Origin of the sequence: Nonomuraea sp. N2-4H (assembly GCF_045291505.1) — a bacterium.
Taxonomy (GTDB): Bacteria; Actinomycetota; Actinomycetes; order Streptosporangiales; family Streptosporangiaceae; genus Nonomuraea; species Nonomuraea fastidiosa.
The window spans coordinates 6,517,110-6,534,376 of sequence record NZ_CP147987.1; the positions used below are offsets into that span (position 1 = coordinate 6,517,110).

The following is a 17,267-nucleotide window of genomic DNA, read 5'->3' on the forward strand; positions in this document are numbered from 1 at the left end:
CCGCGCCAACCCGGGCGAGCCCGCGCCGACCTCAGGCGACCCCGCGTCAGTCCCGGGTGAAGTGGCGCAGCACTTCCGGGTTGGCCATGGCGTCGGGGTTGGCGGCCTGCTCGACGGGCGTGCCGAGCAGGATCTTGCGTACGGGGACCTCGAGCTTCTTGCCCGACAGGGTCCGGGGGATGCCCGGCACCACCCGGATCTCGTCGGGCACGTGGCGCGGCGACAGCTCCGTGCGCAGGGCGGCGCGCAGCCTGCGTTCGAGGTCCTCGGTCAGCTCGGCCTGCTCGGCGAGCGTGACGAAGAGCAGCAGCCTGCCCTCCTGCCCGAGCTGGCCGGTGTCGATGACGAGGCTGTCGGCGATCTCGTCGAAGCGCTCGACCACCCGGTAGAACTCGCTGGTGCCCATGCGGACGCCGCCCCGGTTGAGCGTGGAGTCGGAGCGCCCGTAGATGACGCAGCCGCCGTCCTCGTTGATCTTGATCCAGTCGCCGTGCCGCCAGACGCCGGGGTAGACGTCGAAGTAGCTCTCGGCGTAGCGGCGGCCGTCGGGGTCGTTCCAGAAGCAGACCGGCATCGACGGCATCGGCTGGGTCACCACCAGCTCGCCCACCTCGCCGATCACCGGCTTGCCCGCCGGGTCGTACGACTCCACCTTCGCCCCCAGCGACCGGCACGGGATGATCCCGGCCCTGATGGGATGGAGCGGGGTGGCGCCGACGAACCCGGTGCACACGTCGGTGCCGCCGGAGAACGACCCCAGCGGCGTGTCGGGAAGCTGACCCGCGAGCCAGGCGAAGCCCTCGGGCGGCAGCGGCGAGCCGGTCGAGCCGACCCCGCGCAGCTTCTCCAGCCCTTCAAGGTGCAGCCCGGCCTTGAGCGAGGCCATGATGTACGGCGCCCCCACCCCGAAGTACGTCACCTCCTCGGAGGCGGCGATGCGCCACAGCGCGGCCGGCGACGGATGCGTGGCCGAGCCGTCGTAGAGGACGGGCGTGGCCCCCACCAGCAAGGCGCCGATGAGGTAATTCCACATCATCCAGCCCGTGGTGGTGTACCAGAAGAACACATCGCCGCGGCCGAGGTCCTGGTGGAAGGTGAGCGCCTTGAGGTGTTCGAGCACCACGCCGCCGTGGCCGTGCACGATCGGCTTGGGCAGTCCGGTCGTGCCACTGGAGTAGAGGATCCACAGCGGGTGGTCGAACGGTACCCGCTCGAACTCCAGCGGCCCCTCCTCGGCCCGCAGCCCCTCCCAGCCGATGACCTCGCCGTGCGGCACGTCGGCGGTGTGGGCGGCGACCGGCTCGGCCTGCTGCGGCGCGCGGCCCTCGTCGGCGGCGGCCAGGTAGGGGATCCACACGGTGGCGCGCAGCGAGGGCAGCGACGCGGCGATCTCGTGGACGGCGGCCGAGCGGTCGAAGCTCTTGCCGTTGTAGTGGTAGCCGTCGACGGCGATGAGCACCTTCGGCTCGATCTGCTTGAACCGGTCGACGATGGACGGCACGCCGAAGTCGGGCGAACCGGCCGACCAGATCGCGCCCAGCGACGCGGTGGCCAGGAACGCGATCAGCGCCTGCGGGATGTTGGGCAGGTAGGCCGCCACCCGGTCGCCGCGGCCGACGCCGAGCCTGATGAGCCCGGCCCGTACCCGCGCGACCTCCTCGCGCAGCTCGGCCCTGCTCATCTCCTGCCGCCCGCCGTCCTCGCTCAGGAAGATCAGCCCTGGGCCCTCGTCGTGGCGCAAGGCGTTCTCGGCGTAGTTGAGCGTGGCGCCGGCGAACCACTTGGCGCCGGGCATCGTGCCCGACAGCACGGGCCCGTCGCCGCGCTCGCCGATCACCTCGAAGTAGTCCCAGATCGACGTCCAGAACGCGGCGGGATCGTCGACGGACCACCGCCACACGTCCTCATAGTCCTCCGACCGGCCCAGCCACTTCAGGTAGTGGGTCAGCCTGGCCGATGCGACCACCTCGTCGTCCGGCTCCCAGAGAAGCTCGCCCTCAGCAACCATGTCACTCATCCTGTCGCCCGTACGGAGGAATGTCATACCCGGCGCTCCCCATAACTTGCTACCTCCGTAGGTGGTCCACCGCCATACGCGCGGCCGTGCCGATCACCGCGTCGGCGCGCGGCTGGTTGAGCGCGGTGCTGAACGACCGGGTGAAGACCGACACCGCGTACCTGCGGCCGTCGGGATACTCCACGACGCCCGACTCGCAGCGCAGCGTCGGGAAGGTGCCGGTCTTGCCGCTGACGGCCACGTCGTCGTACGGGAAGCCGGAGGCCAGCCGGTGCGGCCAGACCTGCATGTTGAGCACGCTGCGCATCCACGCGCACGACTCGGCGGAGGCGGCCTCGTCGCGCCAGATCAGCTCGAACAGCCGGACCATCTCGCGCGGCGTGCTGCGGTTGGTGCGCTGCGGGTCGAGCACGCTGAGCCGGGCGATGTCCTCGGGGTCGAGGTACGGCCAGCCGTGCCCGGCGTCCTCCCGCATGCGCGCGTTGGCCTCCCCCGCGCCCTGCACGACCCGCGTACGCGTCAGCCCGAACCCGTCCAGCATGGCGTTGACCGCCTCGCAGCCGATCAGCTCCAGCAGCGTGTCGGCCGAGGTGTTGTCGCTGACCGCGATCATCAGATACGCGAGGTCGCGCAGCGACATCGTCACGTCGTCGAGCATCGCGGCGATCCCGGTGGGCCCCGGCACGCGGCCCTCGGCGGGCACCGTGACCCGGTCGGTCATGCCGAGCCGCCCGGCGTCGGCCTGCCGGCAGAGCTCCACCAGCAGCGGCACCTTGAACATCGAGGCCGTCGGCAGCGGCTCGTCCGGCCCGTGGCCGACGTCGTGACCGGTGTCGATGTCGGCCGCGTACAGCCAGCCGGTCACGCCGGCGCGGGTGAACAGGGCGTCGAAGTCGGGCGGGTTCATGCCAGCATCCCGGGCCTTCGGCTGACCCGCCGCTGAGGCGCGAGGCCCTGCTCGGTCATCCCGGCGCTCTCCTTCAACGTCCGTACGGCCACGGCCGAGAAGTCGGCGGTCGCGGCCGTCTCCGTACGCCAGGCCGTGGAGACCCGGCTCGCGATCGGCGAGCCTAGCAGCGGCCGCCAGGCCAGTCCCGGCAGCTCCACCCTCGGACCGAACGCCACCGCCGCCCCCGCGAGCACCAGGCCGAGCCCGGCGCCGTCGTGCACCTGCGCGGGGACGAACCCGTGGCGGCGGCACTCGGACAGCACCTCCGCCCGCCAGCCCGGCTCGCCCTCCTGGGGCGGCAACAGCAGCTCACGGCCCGCCAGGTCGGCCAGGTGCACCTCGCCGACCGCGGTCAGCGGATCGCTCTCGGCCAGCAGCACGCCCTGCGTCTGCACCAGCATCCGACCGAAGCGCAGGCCGGGCGCGGTGACGGGATGCCGGACGAGCCCGACGTCGATCGCGCCCTCCGCCAGGGCCGTCACCTGGTCGGCGGTCCAGATCTCGGCGGGCGCGACGCGTACGTCCGGGTTGGCCGCGCGGAAGTTCGCCACCAGGGCCGCCAGCACGGAGGCGGCCAGGTCGGGCGGCACGCCGACCTTCAGCACCGCGCCGCCGCCCTGCCTGGCCAGCTCATGCAGCCGGTCGACGCGGGAGACGATCTCGCGGGCCTCGCCCAGCAGCAGCCGGCCCTGCTCGGTGAGGCGCACCTGGCGGGCGGAACGGTCGAACAGCCGTACGCCCAGCTCCTCCTCCAGCCGTTTGATGCGCTGGCTGAGCGGCGGCTGGGCCATGCCGAGCCGGATGGCCGCGTTGCCGAAGTGCAGTTCCTCCGCCACCACAATGAAGTAGCGGAGGTGCCGGACGAGGTCCATGACCAGCAAATATATCCAGATTTATATCTAGATGTCCCTCATATCAATATTGGACACTATTGCTCCCACTCTGGTGTCCTCTGCGGCATGGCACAGCGAACGGGGAGAATCTACGGGCGGCGTCGTCGCAGGCGATGGCCCTTCATCGTGGCGGGGCTGCTGGTCCCGGCCGTCGCGGCGGGCGGCGTCGTCTGGGTGATGCGTACGCAGGGCTCTCCCGAGGAGACCGCCGACCGCTACCTGGCGGCGTGGAGCGCCCAGGACTACGCCACCATGCGGTCCCTGGTCGCCGACCCGCCCGCCGGCTTCGAGCGCGCCCATCGCGACTTCCGTACCGGGCTCAAGCTGACCGGCGCGACCTTCCGGCGCCGCGACTCCGCCGCGCGTGACGGCGTCATCGCCTTCCGCGCCGCCCTGCAGGGCCCGCGCGACTTCACCTACACCGGGCGGCTGCGCCTGGTCGAGCGCGACCGTTCATGGAAGGTGGCCTGGACGCCCGCCACCATCCACCCGGAGCTGAAGCAAGGACTGTCGCTGCGGGCCGTGACGCGCGAGGCCGAGCCGGTACGCGTGCTCGCCGCCGACGGCACCCAGGTCAACGACCCCTCGGCGCCCGGCTCCGTGCAGCAGCTCATCGAGGGCATGAAGACGACGCTCCCCGAACGGTTCTCGGCGCGCCGCCGTACCGTCATCGGCCTCTACCGGGGGAACGAGCCGGTGAAGATCCTGACCGAGGAGAAGGGCGGCGAGCGGCCCATCCAGACCACGCTCGACCTCAAGGTGCACCGGGCGGGCGCGAAGGCGCTGAAGGGCGTGGACAAACCGGTCTCGCTGGTGGCCCTGCGGGCCTCGACCGGGGAGATCCTGGCCGTGGTCAACGCGCCGGGCGGGTTCAACCGGGCGCTCATGGGCAAGTACCCGCCCGGCTCGACGTTCAAGGTCGTCACCGCCTCCGCGCTCGTCGCCGACGGCATCCAGCCCGGGCAGCAGGTCGCCTGCCCGGCCGAGCAGAACATCGGCGGCTTCCCCTTCCACAACGCCGGCTACGAGGACTTCGGCACGCTGTCGTTCCGGGACGCGTTCGCGCACTCGTGCAACACCACGTTCGGGCAGATGAGCGTCGACCGGCTGAACGGCGGCCGGCTCGGTGAGGTGGCCAAGAGCTTCGGCTTCGGCACGCCGATCACGCCGGGCGTGCCCGCCGTACGGGCCGAGTTCCCCGACCCCAAGGACGACACCGACCTCGCCTCCGCCGCCATCGGGCAGGGCCGGGTGCTGGCCAGCCCGCTCAACATGGCCTCCGTGGCCGCCGCCATCGCCTCGGGCGCGTGGACCCCGCCCCGGCTGGTCGTCGGCGAGCGCATCCCCGATCAGCAGCCCGGCACGCCGCGTCCGCTGGAGAAGGGCGTCGTGAACGCGCTGCGCGCCCTCATGCCCGCCGTGGTGACGGACGGCACCGCGCACGGCGTCAGCTTCCCGCCGGGCACCGCCGGCAAGACCGGGACCGCCGAGTACGGCTCGGGCAAGGAGCCGCCCGCACACTCGTGGTTCATCGGCTACCGGGGCGACCTGGCGTTCTCCGTCATCGTGGAGGGCGGCGGCGCGGGCTCCGCGGTGGCCGCGCCGATCGCCGCCCGCTTTCTCAACGCCCTCTCCTGACGCCCCGGCGCGGTCAGACCGCCCTGCTGCCCACCGGCGCAGACCACCTTCTTGCCCACCGGCGCGGTCAGACGGCCTTGCTGTCCACCGGCGCGGTCAGGGCCGCGACCGCCTTCACCACCTCGGAGGCGTCGGACAGGTCGGGCAGCACGATGTCGGCCCCGGCCTCGCGCAGCTCGGAGGCCATCGACCGCCCCGAGGCGACCCCGATCATCCCGGCCCCGCCGATCTTGGCGGCCTGCACGTCACGGGTGGAGTCGCCGATGACCACGGTGTTGGCCTTGGTGAACGGCGTGCCGAGCCGCTGCCTGGCCCGCGACTGGGCGACCTGCAGCAGCGTCGCCTTGGGGTAGACCTCCTCACCGTAGCCGCCGAGCTCGAAGTCGATGTACTTGTCGAGCCCGAACGCCTTGAGCTTGAGCACGGCGTTGCTCTTGATCGTGCCCGTCAGCACCGTCTGGACGACGCCGTCGAGCCTGGAGACGGCCTTGAGCGCGTCTTTCGCCCCGGCCATCATGCGGCCCTCCTTGGACAGCCGCCCGCGCCGGTCGGCGAAGGCCGAGGCCAGCGCCGAGAGGAAGGCGGGCAGGTGGTCGTCCTCGGCCACGATGCCGTTCACGGCGAGCGTCTCGAAGACGACCTCGGAGTCGGGGCGGCCCAGCGGAGGGACGAGCTTGACGAGCGGGCGCCCGGTCACGACGCGGAACGCCTCTGCGTAGGCGTCTCTGGTCACGATGGAGACGTCGACCAGCGTCAGGTCGACGTTCCACAGCACAAGGCGGTTGATGGCGGCCTCCTGAAGGATCACTGCAAAGGTTAGGCCATCACGAGCCGCCGGGACCCTCACCACGGGAAATCCGGCATGACCGGACGGCCGCGCAGGAGGGCCGGCGGTGACCAGCAGATCAGATGTGGTTCAGCGCGTCGGCGAGGTGATCGACCACGGGGAAGCCGGTGCTCTCCAGCTCCTGCCTGGTCGTCATGCCGCCGGTGTAGAGCACGGCCCTCGCGCCCACGTGGCGTGCGGCCAGCCCGTCGTCCACGCTGTCGCCGATCACCAGGATCTGGGCGGGGTCGATGCCGAGCGCCTTGATGTGCTCGGCCATGTGCGCGGCCTTCTCGCCGCCGGTGGCGCCGTTGATGCCGTCGATCCTGGTGAAGTGCCGGGTGATGCCGAACGACTCCACCTTGGGCACCAGGTGGGCGTGCGGGGCCATCGAGCAGAGCGACTGCGTGCCCGTCCAGCTCGCCAGCACCATCTCGGCACCGGTGGCCAGCTCGCACACCTCGGCCAGCCGGAAGTAGTGCTCGTGGAAGCCGTCGTCGAGGCGCTTCCACTCGCCTTCGACGAGCGGGCGGCCGAGCAGGCGCTCGTACGCCACCCAGATGGGGCGCGTGTAGACCGCCCGGAAGCCGTCGGCGGTCAGTGGGGGAAGCTCGTACGGCTTGAAGACCTCGTTGGTGGCCCCTACGACGGCCTCGATGTCATGGAAGAGGGTGCCGTTCCAGTCCCAGATGATGTGCTGTGTCATGTCGGGCACAAGACTAAATGCCCGACATGACATTTCGATGACGGCCCCTCCGCCGCCCCAGGACTCGAACGCCCCGGCCCACAAGCCTCCGTGGCCCGGGCTGATAGCCGTCCCAGCCACCACGCCTCGAACTCCAGCACCCCGACCTGAGAACCCTGGGGGGCGACCGGCCCACCCCCACCCCCCGCCACCGCCTCTCGGAGCGGGGCAACGACGGCCAGACTTCCGCCACCGCCCCTCGGCACTGGGCAACGACCGCCGGACTCCCGCTGCGACGCCCCGGGCCGGGCGGCGGCGAGCCGGCCCCCAGCGCGAATCCACCGGCTTCGCGACCGAAGCCGCCCGCCGGGCGGGCCTCACTGCTGAGAGGCGACGCGGGCCCGGCCGGGCGGAGCTGCAGGCCGACGGCGGATTCCCTGCCGTCGGGCGGCACGCAAGCGGTCAGGCGCACTGACCCCGTCACACGGGCCCCAACCCGTCAGGCGAGGGCCCCTAACCCCGTCAGGCGAGGGGCCCTATTCCCGTCGGACGAGGGCCTTACCCTCGTCCAAGCTGAGGTCCTGAGCGGCGTCAGCCGCAGGCCTTGCTGGTCGTGCCCTGGGCGTTCTGGCCGCCGCGCCCGCCGCCCCACTGGACGAACGCGCTGCCCCAGGCGCACATGTCCTTGCCCCAGAGCATGTCGCCCCAGTGCCGTCCGCCGTTGCCGGCCTTGAAGCGGAAGGAGTTGTGGCGGCCGTCGGCGGTGTAGACGTGGATGGTGCCGACCATGGAGGAGCCGACCTTGATCTCGGTCCAGTTGGTCTGGCACTTGCCCGACCACATGAGCTTGATCGTCCCCACCGTCCCGTGAACCCGGCTGGAGATGTTCGCCGTACGCACGGCGCGGGCCGAGTTGCCGCAGCCCGACTTGTACGGATCCTTGTGGTCCCCCGGCTTGAGGGCGGCCTGAGCGTTGGCGGGCGAGCTGGCCAGAATGGCCGCCGCCCCGATGGCGACCGCCAGGACTCGACGCATCACGTAGAACCGACTCCTTAAGTTGATTACTCTGCCGTGTCGGGACATTAGCGGGATGTGACGATCATTGAACGTGACCCGCCCGCCCCGTGACCTCACCGTTATCAACTGAGGAGGTCGGGAATCTCCTGCGTCGCGTACCACATCAGCTCGTGGGCCTCGGCTCCGTCCACGGTGAAGCGGGCATCGTCGTCGCCCGCGTCGGCGGCGGGCAGCGCGGCGATGGCGGCCTCGATGTCGGTCACCGCGTCGTGGTCGTCGATGTGCACGGCGGCGACCTTGGTCATCGGCACCGCCCGCGACAGACGGACCCGGCCGCGCTCCTCCAGGGCGGCGCCTACGGTGACGCCCTTCTCGGGCACCTCGGCGGCGATCACGACGCGCCGAGCCGGCGCGTCGACGCCGTCGGCGCGGTCGGCGGCCAGCATCCGCAGCGAGGCGCGGGCGGCCTCGGTGAGCGCGACGTATTCGAGCTCCTCGGTGTCGCCCGAGGCGTACCACTCGATCAGCGCGGGGGTCACCGCGTAGCCGGTCAGCGGGGCCGGGCCCACCTCTCCGGCCTTCACCGCAGCAGCAAGAGCCGGGAGAGTACACGGCAGATAGACGCGCATGACGAACCTTTCCAAACGTGCGGGGCTCGACCAGGCGGGAGCCCGATCGCAACCTTACTGCCGGTCCCTGGTCACGACCGTGGTGATGGACTACTTCCGCAAGGTGAGGCGCAGCAGGCCCTCCAGCCGCGTGATCGTGGTGACGGGGTCGCGGTGGTGTATGCCGTTGATACCAAGGGCGCGGGCGGCGACGATGTTGGCCTCGATGTCGTCGATGAACACGCAGTCCTCGCCGGACAGGCCGATGAGATCGAGCGCGTGGCGGAAGATGCGCTCCTCGGGCTTGCGCATGCCGACCTCGCCGGAGATGACGACCGCGTCGAACAGCTCGTCCCAGTCGTCGCGGGGGTAGGTGTTGGACCACGAGTTGGACAGCAGGCAGGTCTTCACGCCGTTGCCGCGGACGTCGCGCAGCATGTCGTACATGGCCTCGACGCGTTCGAAGCCCGCGAACATGCGCTCGAGGAGCCCTTCGGCGACCGGCGGCACGCCGTCGACGGTGAGCAGCCGGGCGGCCAGGTCGCGTTCGAAGGCGGCGCCGTCGATCTCGCCCCTTTCGAGCGCGTGGACGACGTTGTCGCCGTCGCCGCCGCGGTAGGCGTGGTCGATGAGCTCGCGCATCACCTTGTAGTAGTGGTCGGCGTCGATCCTGTCGGCGGCGATCCAGCGCGCGATGGAGTCGGACAGGCTGGTCGTCAGCACCCCGCCCCAGTCGATGAGCACACCCGTAACCATCGTTCTAGGGTAGAGCGTCACGAAACGCCGGTTTACTCCCCGATCCAGGTGGATCGAGGAGTATCAGCGTCCGGCGCGGGCGGCGAGCTTGCGGTGCGCGGACGAGCGCAGCACCCCGGCCGCCTTCGCCGCCGAGGCCACGGGCGCCTCTGTCAGGAAGCCGCGCTTCTGCTTGAGCGTCAGCAGCCGGGTGACCGACTGGTCGAGCCGCTGCTCGGAGATGCGGCCCGACTTCACCGCCTTCAGCACCGCCTTGTACGCCTTGGGCAGGTCGTTGGGCATGAGCAGCAGGTCGGCCCCGGCCAGCACGGCCCGTACCGCGACCTCGCCGTCGTCGTACTTCTTGCGCGCCCCCGCCATGTTGAGCGCGTCGGTGGAGATGACGCCCTTGAAGCCGAGCTTCTCGCGCAGCAGGCCGGTCAGGATCGGCTTGGACAGCGTGGCGGGGTCGCCCGACGGGTCGAGCTTGGGGAAGACGATGTGGGCGCTCATCACCGCGTCGACGCCCGCGTCGATGGCGGCCTTGAACGGCGGCGCGTCGATGCGCTCCCACTGCGCCTTGGTGTGCTTGATGACCGGCAGCCCGGTGTGGCTGTCGACGCTGGTGTCGCCGTGGCCGGGGAAGTGTTTGGCGGTCGCCGCGATCTTCGCGTCACCGAAGCCCTTGACCGCCGCCGCCACCATCTTCGCCACCCGCTTGGGGTCGTCGCCGTACGCGCGCCGGCCGATGACGGGGTTGCGCGGGTTGACGTTGACGTCGGCGACGGGCGCGAAGTCGAGGTTGACCCCGAGCGCGCGCAGCTCCTCGCCGGTCGCCTTGGCCACCTCGCGGGCCAGGGCGGTGTCCTTGGTGTCGCCGATGGTGCCCTGGCCAGGGAACTTCGTCATCAGCGCCGACATGCGCGAGACCAGGCCGTTCTCCTGGTCGGTGCCGATGATCAGCGGCACCTTCCCCGAGGCGCGCTGCAGGCCGTTGGTGAGCCCGACGACCTGCGTGGTGCTCTTGACGTTGTGGGGGAAGAGGATGACGCCGCCCAGGTGGTATTTCGCGATCACCTTGGCCGGGGTCTGCGCGCCGTAACGCGCTTGGTTCTCACCCGAGGCGGAGCCGGCCGTGGTGCCGTAGAGGACGGGCATGAAGAGCTGGCCGACCTTCTCCTCGGTGGTCAGGCGCGACAGGACCCGCTGGACCTCGCTCTGCGCGAGCGTGGTCGCGGCCGAAGGCGTCGCGGGCGCGCTGCTGCGCGCGGGCGGCGCGGCCTTGCCTCCGGTCGGCTCGGCCCCCGCGGGTCCGCCGCCACCGCCGCACGCGACGAGCGCGATCACCAGGAGTCCTGTCGTACCGATCCGTCGAAGCATGACTCCAAAGGTATCCACACGACGACGCGCCCGGGCCCGCGCTCGCCCTCAGCGCAAGAACCCGGCCTCACAAGAGCCGAGCCTCGGCCCAAGAGCCGAGCCCCCACAACAACCGAGCCTCAGTCCAAGAGCCGAGCCCCCACAAAGCCGGGCCTCAGCTCATAAGTCCGGACCTCTGCATGACGGCTACAGGCCGAGCCTGGCGAGGCCGGGCAGGTGCACGCGGGCCGCCGCGCGGGCGTCGGCCGCCGTGGGCTGCGCCCTGGCCGCCTCGGCCGCCGCACGGCACTGCTCCAGCGTGTGCGCGGCCAGCCCGGCGCGTACGCCGGCCAGCGCCGACGGCGCCATCGACAGCGACGACACCCCGAGCCCGGCCAGCACGCAGGCCAGCGCGGCGTCGGCGGCGGCCTCCCCGCACACGCCGCAGGGCTTGTCCGCGCGCCCGGCCGCGCCGGCGACCATGGCGACCAGATCGAGCAGCGCCGGCTGCCAGGGGTCGTGCAGGTCGCTGACGGCGCCGAGCCTGCGGTCGGCGGCGAAGGCGTACTGGCTGAGGTCGTTGGTGCCGATGGAGACGAAGTCGACCTGGGAGAGCACGTCAGCGGCGCGCAGCGCGGCCGACGGGATCTCGATCATCACGCCGACCTCCAGCAGCCCCTTGTCGGCGCACTCCCTGGCGAACCAGGTGGCCTCCTCGGCCGTGGCCACCATCGGGGCCATCACCTGCAGCTCCGGCGCGGCCACCGCGGCCAGGGCGCTGAGCTGGACATCCATCACCTCGGGCGCGCGCTTGAACAGGCGCAGCCCGCGCTCGCCCAGCGCCGGGTTCTGCTCGGGCGGCACGGTCAGGAACGGCAGCGGCTTGTCCGCGCCGCCGTCGAGCATGCGCACCACCACCTTGCCGCCGGGGAAGGCGTCGAGCGCCGCGCGGTAGGCGCGTACCTGCTCGTCAAGCGAAGGGGGCTCGGCGCGGTCGAGGAAGAGGAACTCGGTGCGGTACAGGCCGATGCCCTCGGCGCCCGCGGCGAGCGCGGCGTCGATCTCGGCGGGGCCGCCGATGTTGGCGAGCAGCGGCACGGGATGGCCGTCGGCGGTCGCTCCCGGACCGGTCCACGACGCGAGCGCGGCCTGCCGGGCGGTCGCGGCACCGACCGCGTCGGCCACGTCGGCGTCGGCGGGCGAGACGCGGACCTCGCCGGAGGTGCCGTCCACCATGACCTGGACGCCCGGCTGGATGCGGGTGGCGCCCTGGCAGGCCACGACCGCGGGCACGCCGATCGACCTGGCCATGATGGCGGTGTGGCTGGTGGGGCCGCCCTCCTCGGTGACGAACGCGACCACGTCGTCCCTGGAAAGCAGCGCGGTGTCGGCGGGTGCGAGGTCCTTGGCGACCAGCACGTACGGCTCCTCGGGTGCGACCGGCAGCCCCGGCAGCGCCTGCCCGTAGAGCAGCGCGATCACGCGATCCCTGATGTCGCGCACGTCGGCGGCGCGCTCGCCCAGGTATCCGCCGGATCCGGCGAGCACGTCCTGGTACTTCGAGAACGCCTCGAAGACCGCTCTGGGGGCGGCGAGTCCGCGGTCGATGAGCGAGCGCACCTTGACGACCAACCCGGGGTCCTCGGCCATCAGCGCCTGGGCCTTGAGTATCTCCCCTGCCTCGCCGCCCGCCTGGTTGCCGCGGGCTTCGAGCTCGCCCGCGACCTGCTGGAGCGCGACCATGGCACGCTCCTTCTCCTGCTCCGCCTCACCGGTGTAGGTGGCGCCCTCGGGGGGTTCGGGCACAGAGACGGTCAGCACGAAAGAGGGTCCGTGCCCGATGCCCGGGCTGACCCCCACCCCCCGCAGGTTCATGGCGTGCCGGCGATCGCGGCCAGCTCGTCGAGGACCTCTTCCGAGCCCTCGCCCTCCGCGGAGATCACCACGGTCTCGCCCTGACGGACGTCGAGCGCCATGATGGCGAGGATGCTCTTGCCGTTGACCGGCCCGCCACCGTGCGCCTTCTCGACCGTGATGTCCATCGGGGCCTGCTTGGCCCGCTGCACGAACGTCGCCGCGGGACGGGCGTGCAGCCCTACCTCAGCCGCCACGGTGACCTTGCGTTGCCCCATTTTCGTGCTCCTCCTTCTGTGCCGGTCCAGACCAGCCGGACCTTCGTACGATCGCCACCAAAACGGACGACCGACAATATTGTGACGGCTCACACGAGCCCACCCGACTACCGTTGATGCCACCCTGGACACCTCTTATTCCCCGATAGCCGCGAAACTGCCCACTAGGGCGCAAACCACGCTCAATCCCACTCGAAGAGCTGGTCCCCCGCGTGCACCGCTCCCTGCGTGACCTCCGTGACGGCGCCGGACAGCGCGTCGAGCGCGACGACCGGGCAGACCGGGGAACGGCCGCCCGCCTCGATGACCGAGGGGTCCCAGGCCACCACGGGCTGACCGGCCGCGACCCGGTCGCCCTCCGACGCCAGCAGCTCGAAGCCCTCCCCCTTGAGCTGCACGGTGTCGATGCCCAGGTGCACGAGCACGCCCTTCCCGTCATCGCCGACGATGACGTACGCGTGCGGATGAAGTTTCATGATTTTTCCGGCGATGGGGGCCACGGCCTCGCCCGGCCCCCTGAGCGGGTCGATCGCCGCCCCCGGGCCGACCATGCCCGCCGAGAACACCGGGTCGGGCACGGCTGCCAGCCCCACGGCCTCCCCCTCGACCGGGGCGAGAACAGTCGTCATGATCTCGCCCTTAGCCGATGGCGTCCTCGATGTCGCTGGCTATCGTGTCCGCCTCCGGCCCGACGACGACCTGCACCACGTTGCCCGTGGCCATGACGCCGTGCGCGCCTGCGGCCTTCAGCGCCGCCTGATCGACCTTCGAGGCGTCGTGCACCTCCGTGCGCAGGCGGGTGATGCACGGCTCGATGTCGATGATGTTGCCGGCGCCGCCCAGCGCGGCGATGATCGCGTTCACGTCCGCCGCCATCAGGTCCTCCCTAGGGTCGGCTCTCTGACCAGGCTAGATCAGTCGGTCTGGGTGACCTTGTTCAGGCCGCGCGGCGCGTCGGGGTCGATGCCGAGCCGGCGGGCCAGCGCCTCGGTGAGCAGCTGCCCCGGCACGATCAGGCCCATCGGGGCCACCCACTCGGGCAGGTCGGGGCCGTTCAGGCTGGCCGTGCCCGCCCGCGACAGCGCGTCGCCGCCGCCGATCGTGTACGCGGCCGCCCCCGCCGCGACCACCCGCTCGGCCAGCGCCACCGTGCCCTGGAGCGTCGGGCTGTTCTCGGAGGCCACCAGCAGCGCCGGAGTGTCGGCGTCCACGACCGCGATCGGGCCGTGCAGCAGGTCGGCGTACGACAGGCCCATGGCGTGCAGGTAGCAGGCCTCCTTGAGCTTCAGCGCGGTCTCCAGCGCCGTGGAGAACGCCATCCCGCGCCCCGAGACGACCACGCCCTGCTTGTCCAGCAGCCCCTCGACCACGGCCTCCAGGTCGCCGGGCTCCGCGATGAGCTTCTCCACCGCCTCGGGCACCCGCCGCAGGTCGTCCACGTCCACGTCCGCGCCCAGCCCGATCGCCAGCACGGCCAGCGCGGCGAGCTGCGTCGTGTACGTCTTCGTCGCCGGCACCGCCTTCTCCTCGCCGGCCACCGTGCACAGGGCCACGTCGGCGGCCTGCGCGAGCGGGCTCTGCTCGCCGCCGTTGGTCACGGCCACGGTCTTGGCGCCGCAGTCCTTGGCCCACGCCAGTGTCTCGACGATCTCCTCGGTACGTCCCGACTGCGAGATCGCGACGGCCAGCACGCCATCGAGGTCGAGCTTGCGCTTGTACGTGGTCGCGATCGACGGGGCGGCCAGCGCCGCGAGGCGGCCCGCGTGCGCCTCGATGAGGTAGCGCCCGTACACTGCGGCGTTGTCAGAGGTGCCGCGCGCGATGAAGAGCAACTGGCGGGTCTGCTCGCCGAGTGCGCCGATCTCGCCGGCCTTGGGGAGCAGGGAGTCCAGTGTGTCCCGCAGCGCCGTCGGCTGCTCGGCGATCTCGCTGCGCATTCTCGTGGTCATCTCGCGCTCATCCCTCAACTCATGCGGTGTTCAGACTTGCCGTCATACGCGACTTATGGTGGTCTAGTCCGGACTAGACCAGTACGAACCATAGCCCATGGCCTTGGCGGAGACGAGGGGAGGATCCGTGGCGCGCATCGATCCGGACAGCCCGGTGCCCAAATACTTCCAGCTTCGCGAGATCCTGCTGGACCTCATCGACAGCGATGAGCTCAGCATCGGTGCGGCCATCCCGTCCGAGCGCGAGCTCTGCCAGCGGTTCGGGCTGTCCAGGATGACCGTACGCCAGGCCGTCGACCACCTCGTCTCCGAGGGCAGGCTGCACCGGGTGCCCGGCAAGGGCACGTTCGTGGCCCGGCCGAAGATCGAGCTGGCCCTGCAGCTCACCTCGTTCACCGAGGACATGCGGGCGCGCGGCATGGTCCCAGGCTCGCGCGACCTCGACCGCCGCGTGGTGCGCGCCAGCGCCCACCTGGCCAAGGAGCTGGGCATCCAGCCGGGCGAAGAGGTGCACTTCATCGAGCGGCTGCGGACGGCCGACGGGGAGCCGCTGTCCATCGAACGCGCTCACATCCCGGTCAAGCTCGCACCGGACCTGGCAGACTACGACCTGTCAGATAAATCACTCTACGAGCTGCTGGAGCGCCGCTACGGGCTCGTCATGGACGCCGGTGAGCTGACCATCGACGGCGGCCTGGCCGACCCCAGCGACGCCGACCTGCTGAAGCTGCCCAGGGGCGGCGCCGTGCTGCTGCTGCAGCGCCGGTCGTTCTCCGGCGGGGTCTGCGCCGAGCTGGGCGTGTCCACCTACCGCGCCGACCGCTACCAGCTGCGCACCTCCCTGGAGATGCCGGCCCGCCGGGGCTGACCCGAGCCCGCCCCGCGCGAGCCTCCGAGACCGGGTTCGCCGCGTTCGTACGACCCCCCAGCCCCGGCAGAGACGCCTCCGGAGGAACGACCGGTGAACGAGACCACCGCCGCCCGGCCCTCGCCGTTCGCCCGCACGATGAGCGTGCTCCAGCGCCTGGGCCGCTCGCTGATGCTGCCCATCGCCGCGCTGCCCGCCTCCGCTCTGCTGCAGCGCTTCGGCCAGCCCGACATGCTCGGCTCCAACGGCCCCGCGCCCGGCGGCCTGGCCGACGTGGCGGGGCTGGCCTGGGTGAGCCGGGTGGCCGAGGTGCTGGAGGCCGCGGGCGCCGCGCTGTTCGAGAACCTGCCGCTGCTGTTCGCCGTCGGCGTCGCCATCGGGTTCGCCCGCAAGTCCGACGGCTCCACCGCGCTCGCCGCCGTCGTCGGCTACCTCGTCTTCGACCGGGTGACCAAGGTGATGTTCGCCGGCTCCGACATCAGGGAGACCGTGCTCATCCGCGAGGCCCGGCCCGACGGCATCAAAGAGATGATCAACTACGGGCTGCAGAACCCCACCAGGGTGCTCGGCGGCATCGTCATCGGCCTGCTCGCGGCCCTGCTGTGGCAGCGCTTCCACCGCGTCAAGCTGCCCGCGTGGCTCGCGTTCTTCGGCGGGCGGCGCTTCGTACCGATCGTCACGTCCATCGCGGCGCTGCTCATCGGCGTGCTCTTCGGCTGGCTGTGGCCGGTCATCGGCGAGTGGATCCGGCACGCCGGCGAGGCGCTGGCCTCCGTCGGCCCGCTCGGCACCGGCTTCTACGGCCTGATCAACCGCCTGCTCATCCCCCTCGGCCTGCACCACTTCGCCAACTCCGTCGTCTGGTACGTCGTGCCGCAGTGCGAGGTGAACGGCCGCGTGCTCGGCGGCGACTGGAACTGCTACTTCGGCGGCGACCCGCACTCCGGCGAGTTCATGGCCGGTTTCTTCCCCATCATGATGTTCGCCCTGCCGGCCGCCGCGCTCGCCATGTGGCGGGCCGCGCCCGAGCACCGGCGCGCCCGCGTGGGCGGCATCATGCTGACGGCGGCGCTCGCCTCGTTCGTGACCGGCATCACCGAGCCGATCGAGTTCGCGTTCATCTTCGTCGCGCCGCTGCTGCTGGTCGTGCACGCGGTGCTCACCGGCGTGGCGATGGCGGTGACCACGCTGATCGGCGGGCAGCTCGGCTTCGGCTTCTCCGCCGGGCTGCTCGATCTGCTGCTGAACGCCAGCAAGTCGAACACCGAGAACTTACCGGGCATCCTGGCGATCGGTGCGGTCTACGGCGTGCTGTACTACGTCGTGTTCACGTTCCTCATCCGCCGGCTGAACATCCAGACGCCGGGCCGCGAGCCCGAGCCCGACGTGGACGCGGGCGAAAGCTGACCGGCGCTCCCTCACACCTGACACGGTCACCCGCGCCTGACACGGTCACCGTCGCCTGACACCGTCTCCTACGCCCATCGCCGCCACCCACGCCTTGGGGACGGTTTCCCGCACCCATCATCGTCACGCGTGCCTGGGGACGGTTTCCCGCACCCGCCACCAGGGCAGGAAATCGGCGATCCCC

Annotated in this window: 17 protein-coding genes; 3 read left to right on the forward strand and 14 right to left on the reverse strand. The window is 71.3% G+C overall.

Translation table 11 applies throughout. The annotated features are described in order from the left end of the window. Positions 1 to 46 precede the first annotated feature (46 nt). From WBK31_RS29785 to WBK31_RS29795, 3 genes are read right to left on the reverse strand one after another with little or no spacing between them, the layout of a single operon-like run. Positions 47 to 2,008 carry an acetoacetate--CoA ligase gene (locus WBK31_RS29785; RefSeq protein ID WP_378786370.1) on the reverse strand — a complete coding sequence of 654 codons (1,962 nt, stop codon included), beginning with the start codon at positions 2,006 to 2,008 and terminating at the stop codon, positions 47 to 49. Between the two features lie 58 nt (positions 2,009 to 2,066). Next, the gene (locus WBK31_RS29790; protein ID WP_364060273.1) at positions 2,067 to 2,924 is read right to left on the reverse strand and encodes a serine hydrolase; all 858 of its coding nucleotides are present in this window, start codon (positions 2,922 to 2,924) and stop codon (positions 2,067 to 2,069) included. Beyond that, positions 2,921 to 3,838, reverse strand: coding sequence for a LysR substrate-binding domain-containing protein (locus tag WBK31_RS29795; RefSeq protein WP_364060270.1), 918 nt, complete (start codon positions 3,836 to 3,838; stop codon positions 2,921 to 2,923). Before WBK31_RS29795 ends, WBK31_RS29790 begins: the two co-directional genes overlap by 4 nt. 87 nt (positions 3,839 to 3,925) lie before the next feature. Here WBK31_RS29795 and WBK31_RS29800 point away from each other — a divergent pair, with 87 nt between their 5' ends. Continuing rightward, a complete protein-coding gene (locus WBK31_RS29800) occupies positions 3,926 to 5,497 on the forward strand; it encodes a penicillin-binding transpeptidase domain-containing protein (protein ID WP_364060267.1) in 1,572 nt (523 codons plus the stop codon). 67 nt (positions 5,498 to 5,564) lie between these two features. Here the strand turns inward: WBK31_RS29800 and WBK31_RS29805 are convergent, their stop codons facing one another. The 11 genes from WBK31_RS29805 to WBK31_RS29855 form a co-directional block, all read right to left on the reverse strand. Next, positions 5,565 to 6,305: a haloacid dehalogenase-like hydrolase gene (locus WBK31_RS29805; RefSeq protein ID WP_364060265.1), complete on the reverse strand. Its 741-nt coding sequence runs from the start codon at positions 6,303 to 6,305 to the stop codon at positions 5,565 to 5,567. A 97-nt stretch (positions 6,306 to 6,402) separates the two neighbouring features. Next, positions 6,403 to 7,029: an HAD family hydrolase gene (locus tag WBK31_RS29810; protein WP_364060262.1), complete on the reverse strand. Its 627-nt coding sequence runs from the start codon at positions 7,027 to 7,029 to the stop codon at positions 6,403 to 6,405. Between the two features lie 570 nt (positions 7,030 to 7,599). After that, the gene (locus WBK31_RS29815) at positions 7,600 to 8,043 is read right to left on the reverse strand and encodes a DUF2690 domain-containing protein (protein WP_364060259.1); all 444 of its coding nucleotides are present in this window, start codon (positions 8,041 to 8,043) and stop codon (positions 7,600 to 7,602) included. Positions 8,044 to 8,147: 104 nt separating this feature from the next. After that, the gene (locus WBK31_RS29820; RefSeq protein WP_364060256.1) at positions 8,148 to 8,654 is read right to left on the reverse strand and encodes a DUF6912 family protein; all 507 of its coding nucleotides are present in this window, start codon (positions 8,652 to 8,654) and stop codon (positions 8,148 to 8,150) included. A gap of 90 nt (positions 8,655 to 8,744) precedes the next feature. After that, positions 8,745 to 9,389 carry an HAD family phosphatase gene (locus tag WBK31_RS29825; protein WP_364060253.1) on the reverse strand — a complete coding sequence of 215 codons (645 nt, stop codon included), beginning with the start codon at positions 9,387 to 9,389 and terminating at the stop codon, positions 8,745 to 8,747. 63 nt (positions 9,390 to 9,452) lie between these two features. After that, on the reverse strand, positions 9,453 to 10,748 hold the full coding sequence (nagZ, locus tag WBK31_RS29830) for a beta-N-acetylhexosaminidase (RefSeq protein WP_378786367.1): 1,296 nt from the start codon (positions 10,746 to 10,748) through the stop codon (positions 9,453 to 9,455). Positions 10,749 to 10,934: 186 nt separating this feature from the next. Then, positions 10,935 to 12,602, reverse strand: a complete 1,668-nt coding sequence (ptsP, locus tag WBK31_RS29835; protein WP_364060247.1) for a phosphoenolpyruvate--protein phosphotransferase — start codon at positions 12,600 to 12,602, stop codon at positions 10,935 to 10,937. Then, a complete protein-coding gene (locus WBK31_RS29840) occupies positions 12,599 to 12,859 on the reverse strand; it encodes an HPr family phosphocarrier protein (RefSeq protein WP_364060243.1) in 261 nt (86 codons plus the stop codon). The genes ptsP and WBK31_RS29840 overlap by 4 nt, the downstream gene beginning before the upstream one ends. Before the next feature lie 182 nt (positions 12,860 to 13,041). After that, positions 13,042 to 13,488, reverse strand: a complete 447-nt coding sequence (locus WBK31_RS29845) for a PTS glucose transporter subunit IIA (protein ID WP_364060240.1) — start codon at positions 13,486 to 13,488, stop codon at positions 13,042 to 13,044. A gap of 10 nt (positions 13,489 to 13,498) precedes the next feature. After that, a complete protein-coding gene (locus tag WBK31_RS29850) occupies positions 13,499 to 13,735 on the reverse strand; it encodes a PTS glucose/sucrose transporter subunit IIB (protein WP_364060237.1) in 237 nt (78 codons plus the stop codon). 38 nt (positions 13,736 to 13,773) lie between these two features. Continuing rightward, positions 13,774 to 14,808: an SIS domain-containing protein gene (locus tag WBK31_RS29855; RefSeq protein WP_364060234.1), complete on the reverse strand. Its 1,035-nt coding sequence runs from the start codon at positions 14,806 to 14,808 to the stop codon at positions 13,774 to 13,776. Positions 14,809 to 14,935: 127 nt separating this feature from the next. On the opposite strand from WBK31_RS29855, the gene WBK31_RS29860 reads away from it, so the two are divergent. Beyond that, complete coding sequence (locus WBK31_RS29860) at positions 14,936 to 15,676, forward strand: GntR family transcriptional regulator (RefSeq protein ID WP_364060231.1); 741 nt, start codon at positions 14,936 to 14,938, stop codon at positions 15,674 to 15,676. Positions 15,677 to 15,769: 93 nt separating this feature from the next. After that, the gene (locus WBK31_RS29865) at positions 15,770 to 17,083 is read left to right on the forward strand and encodes a PTS transporter subunit EIIC (protein WP_406673513.1); all 1,314 of its coding nucleotides are present in this window, start codon (positions 15,770 to 15,772) and stop codon (positions 17,081 to 17,083) included. Positions 17,084 to 17,267: the final 184 nt, after the last annotated feature.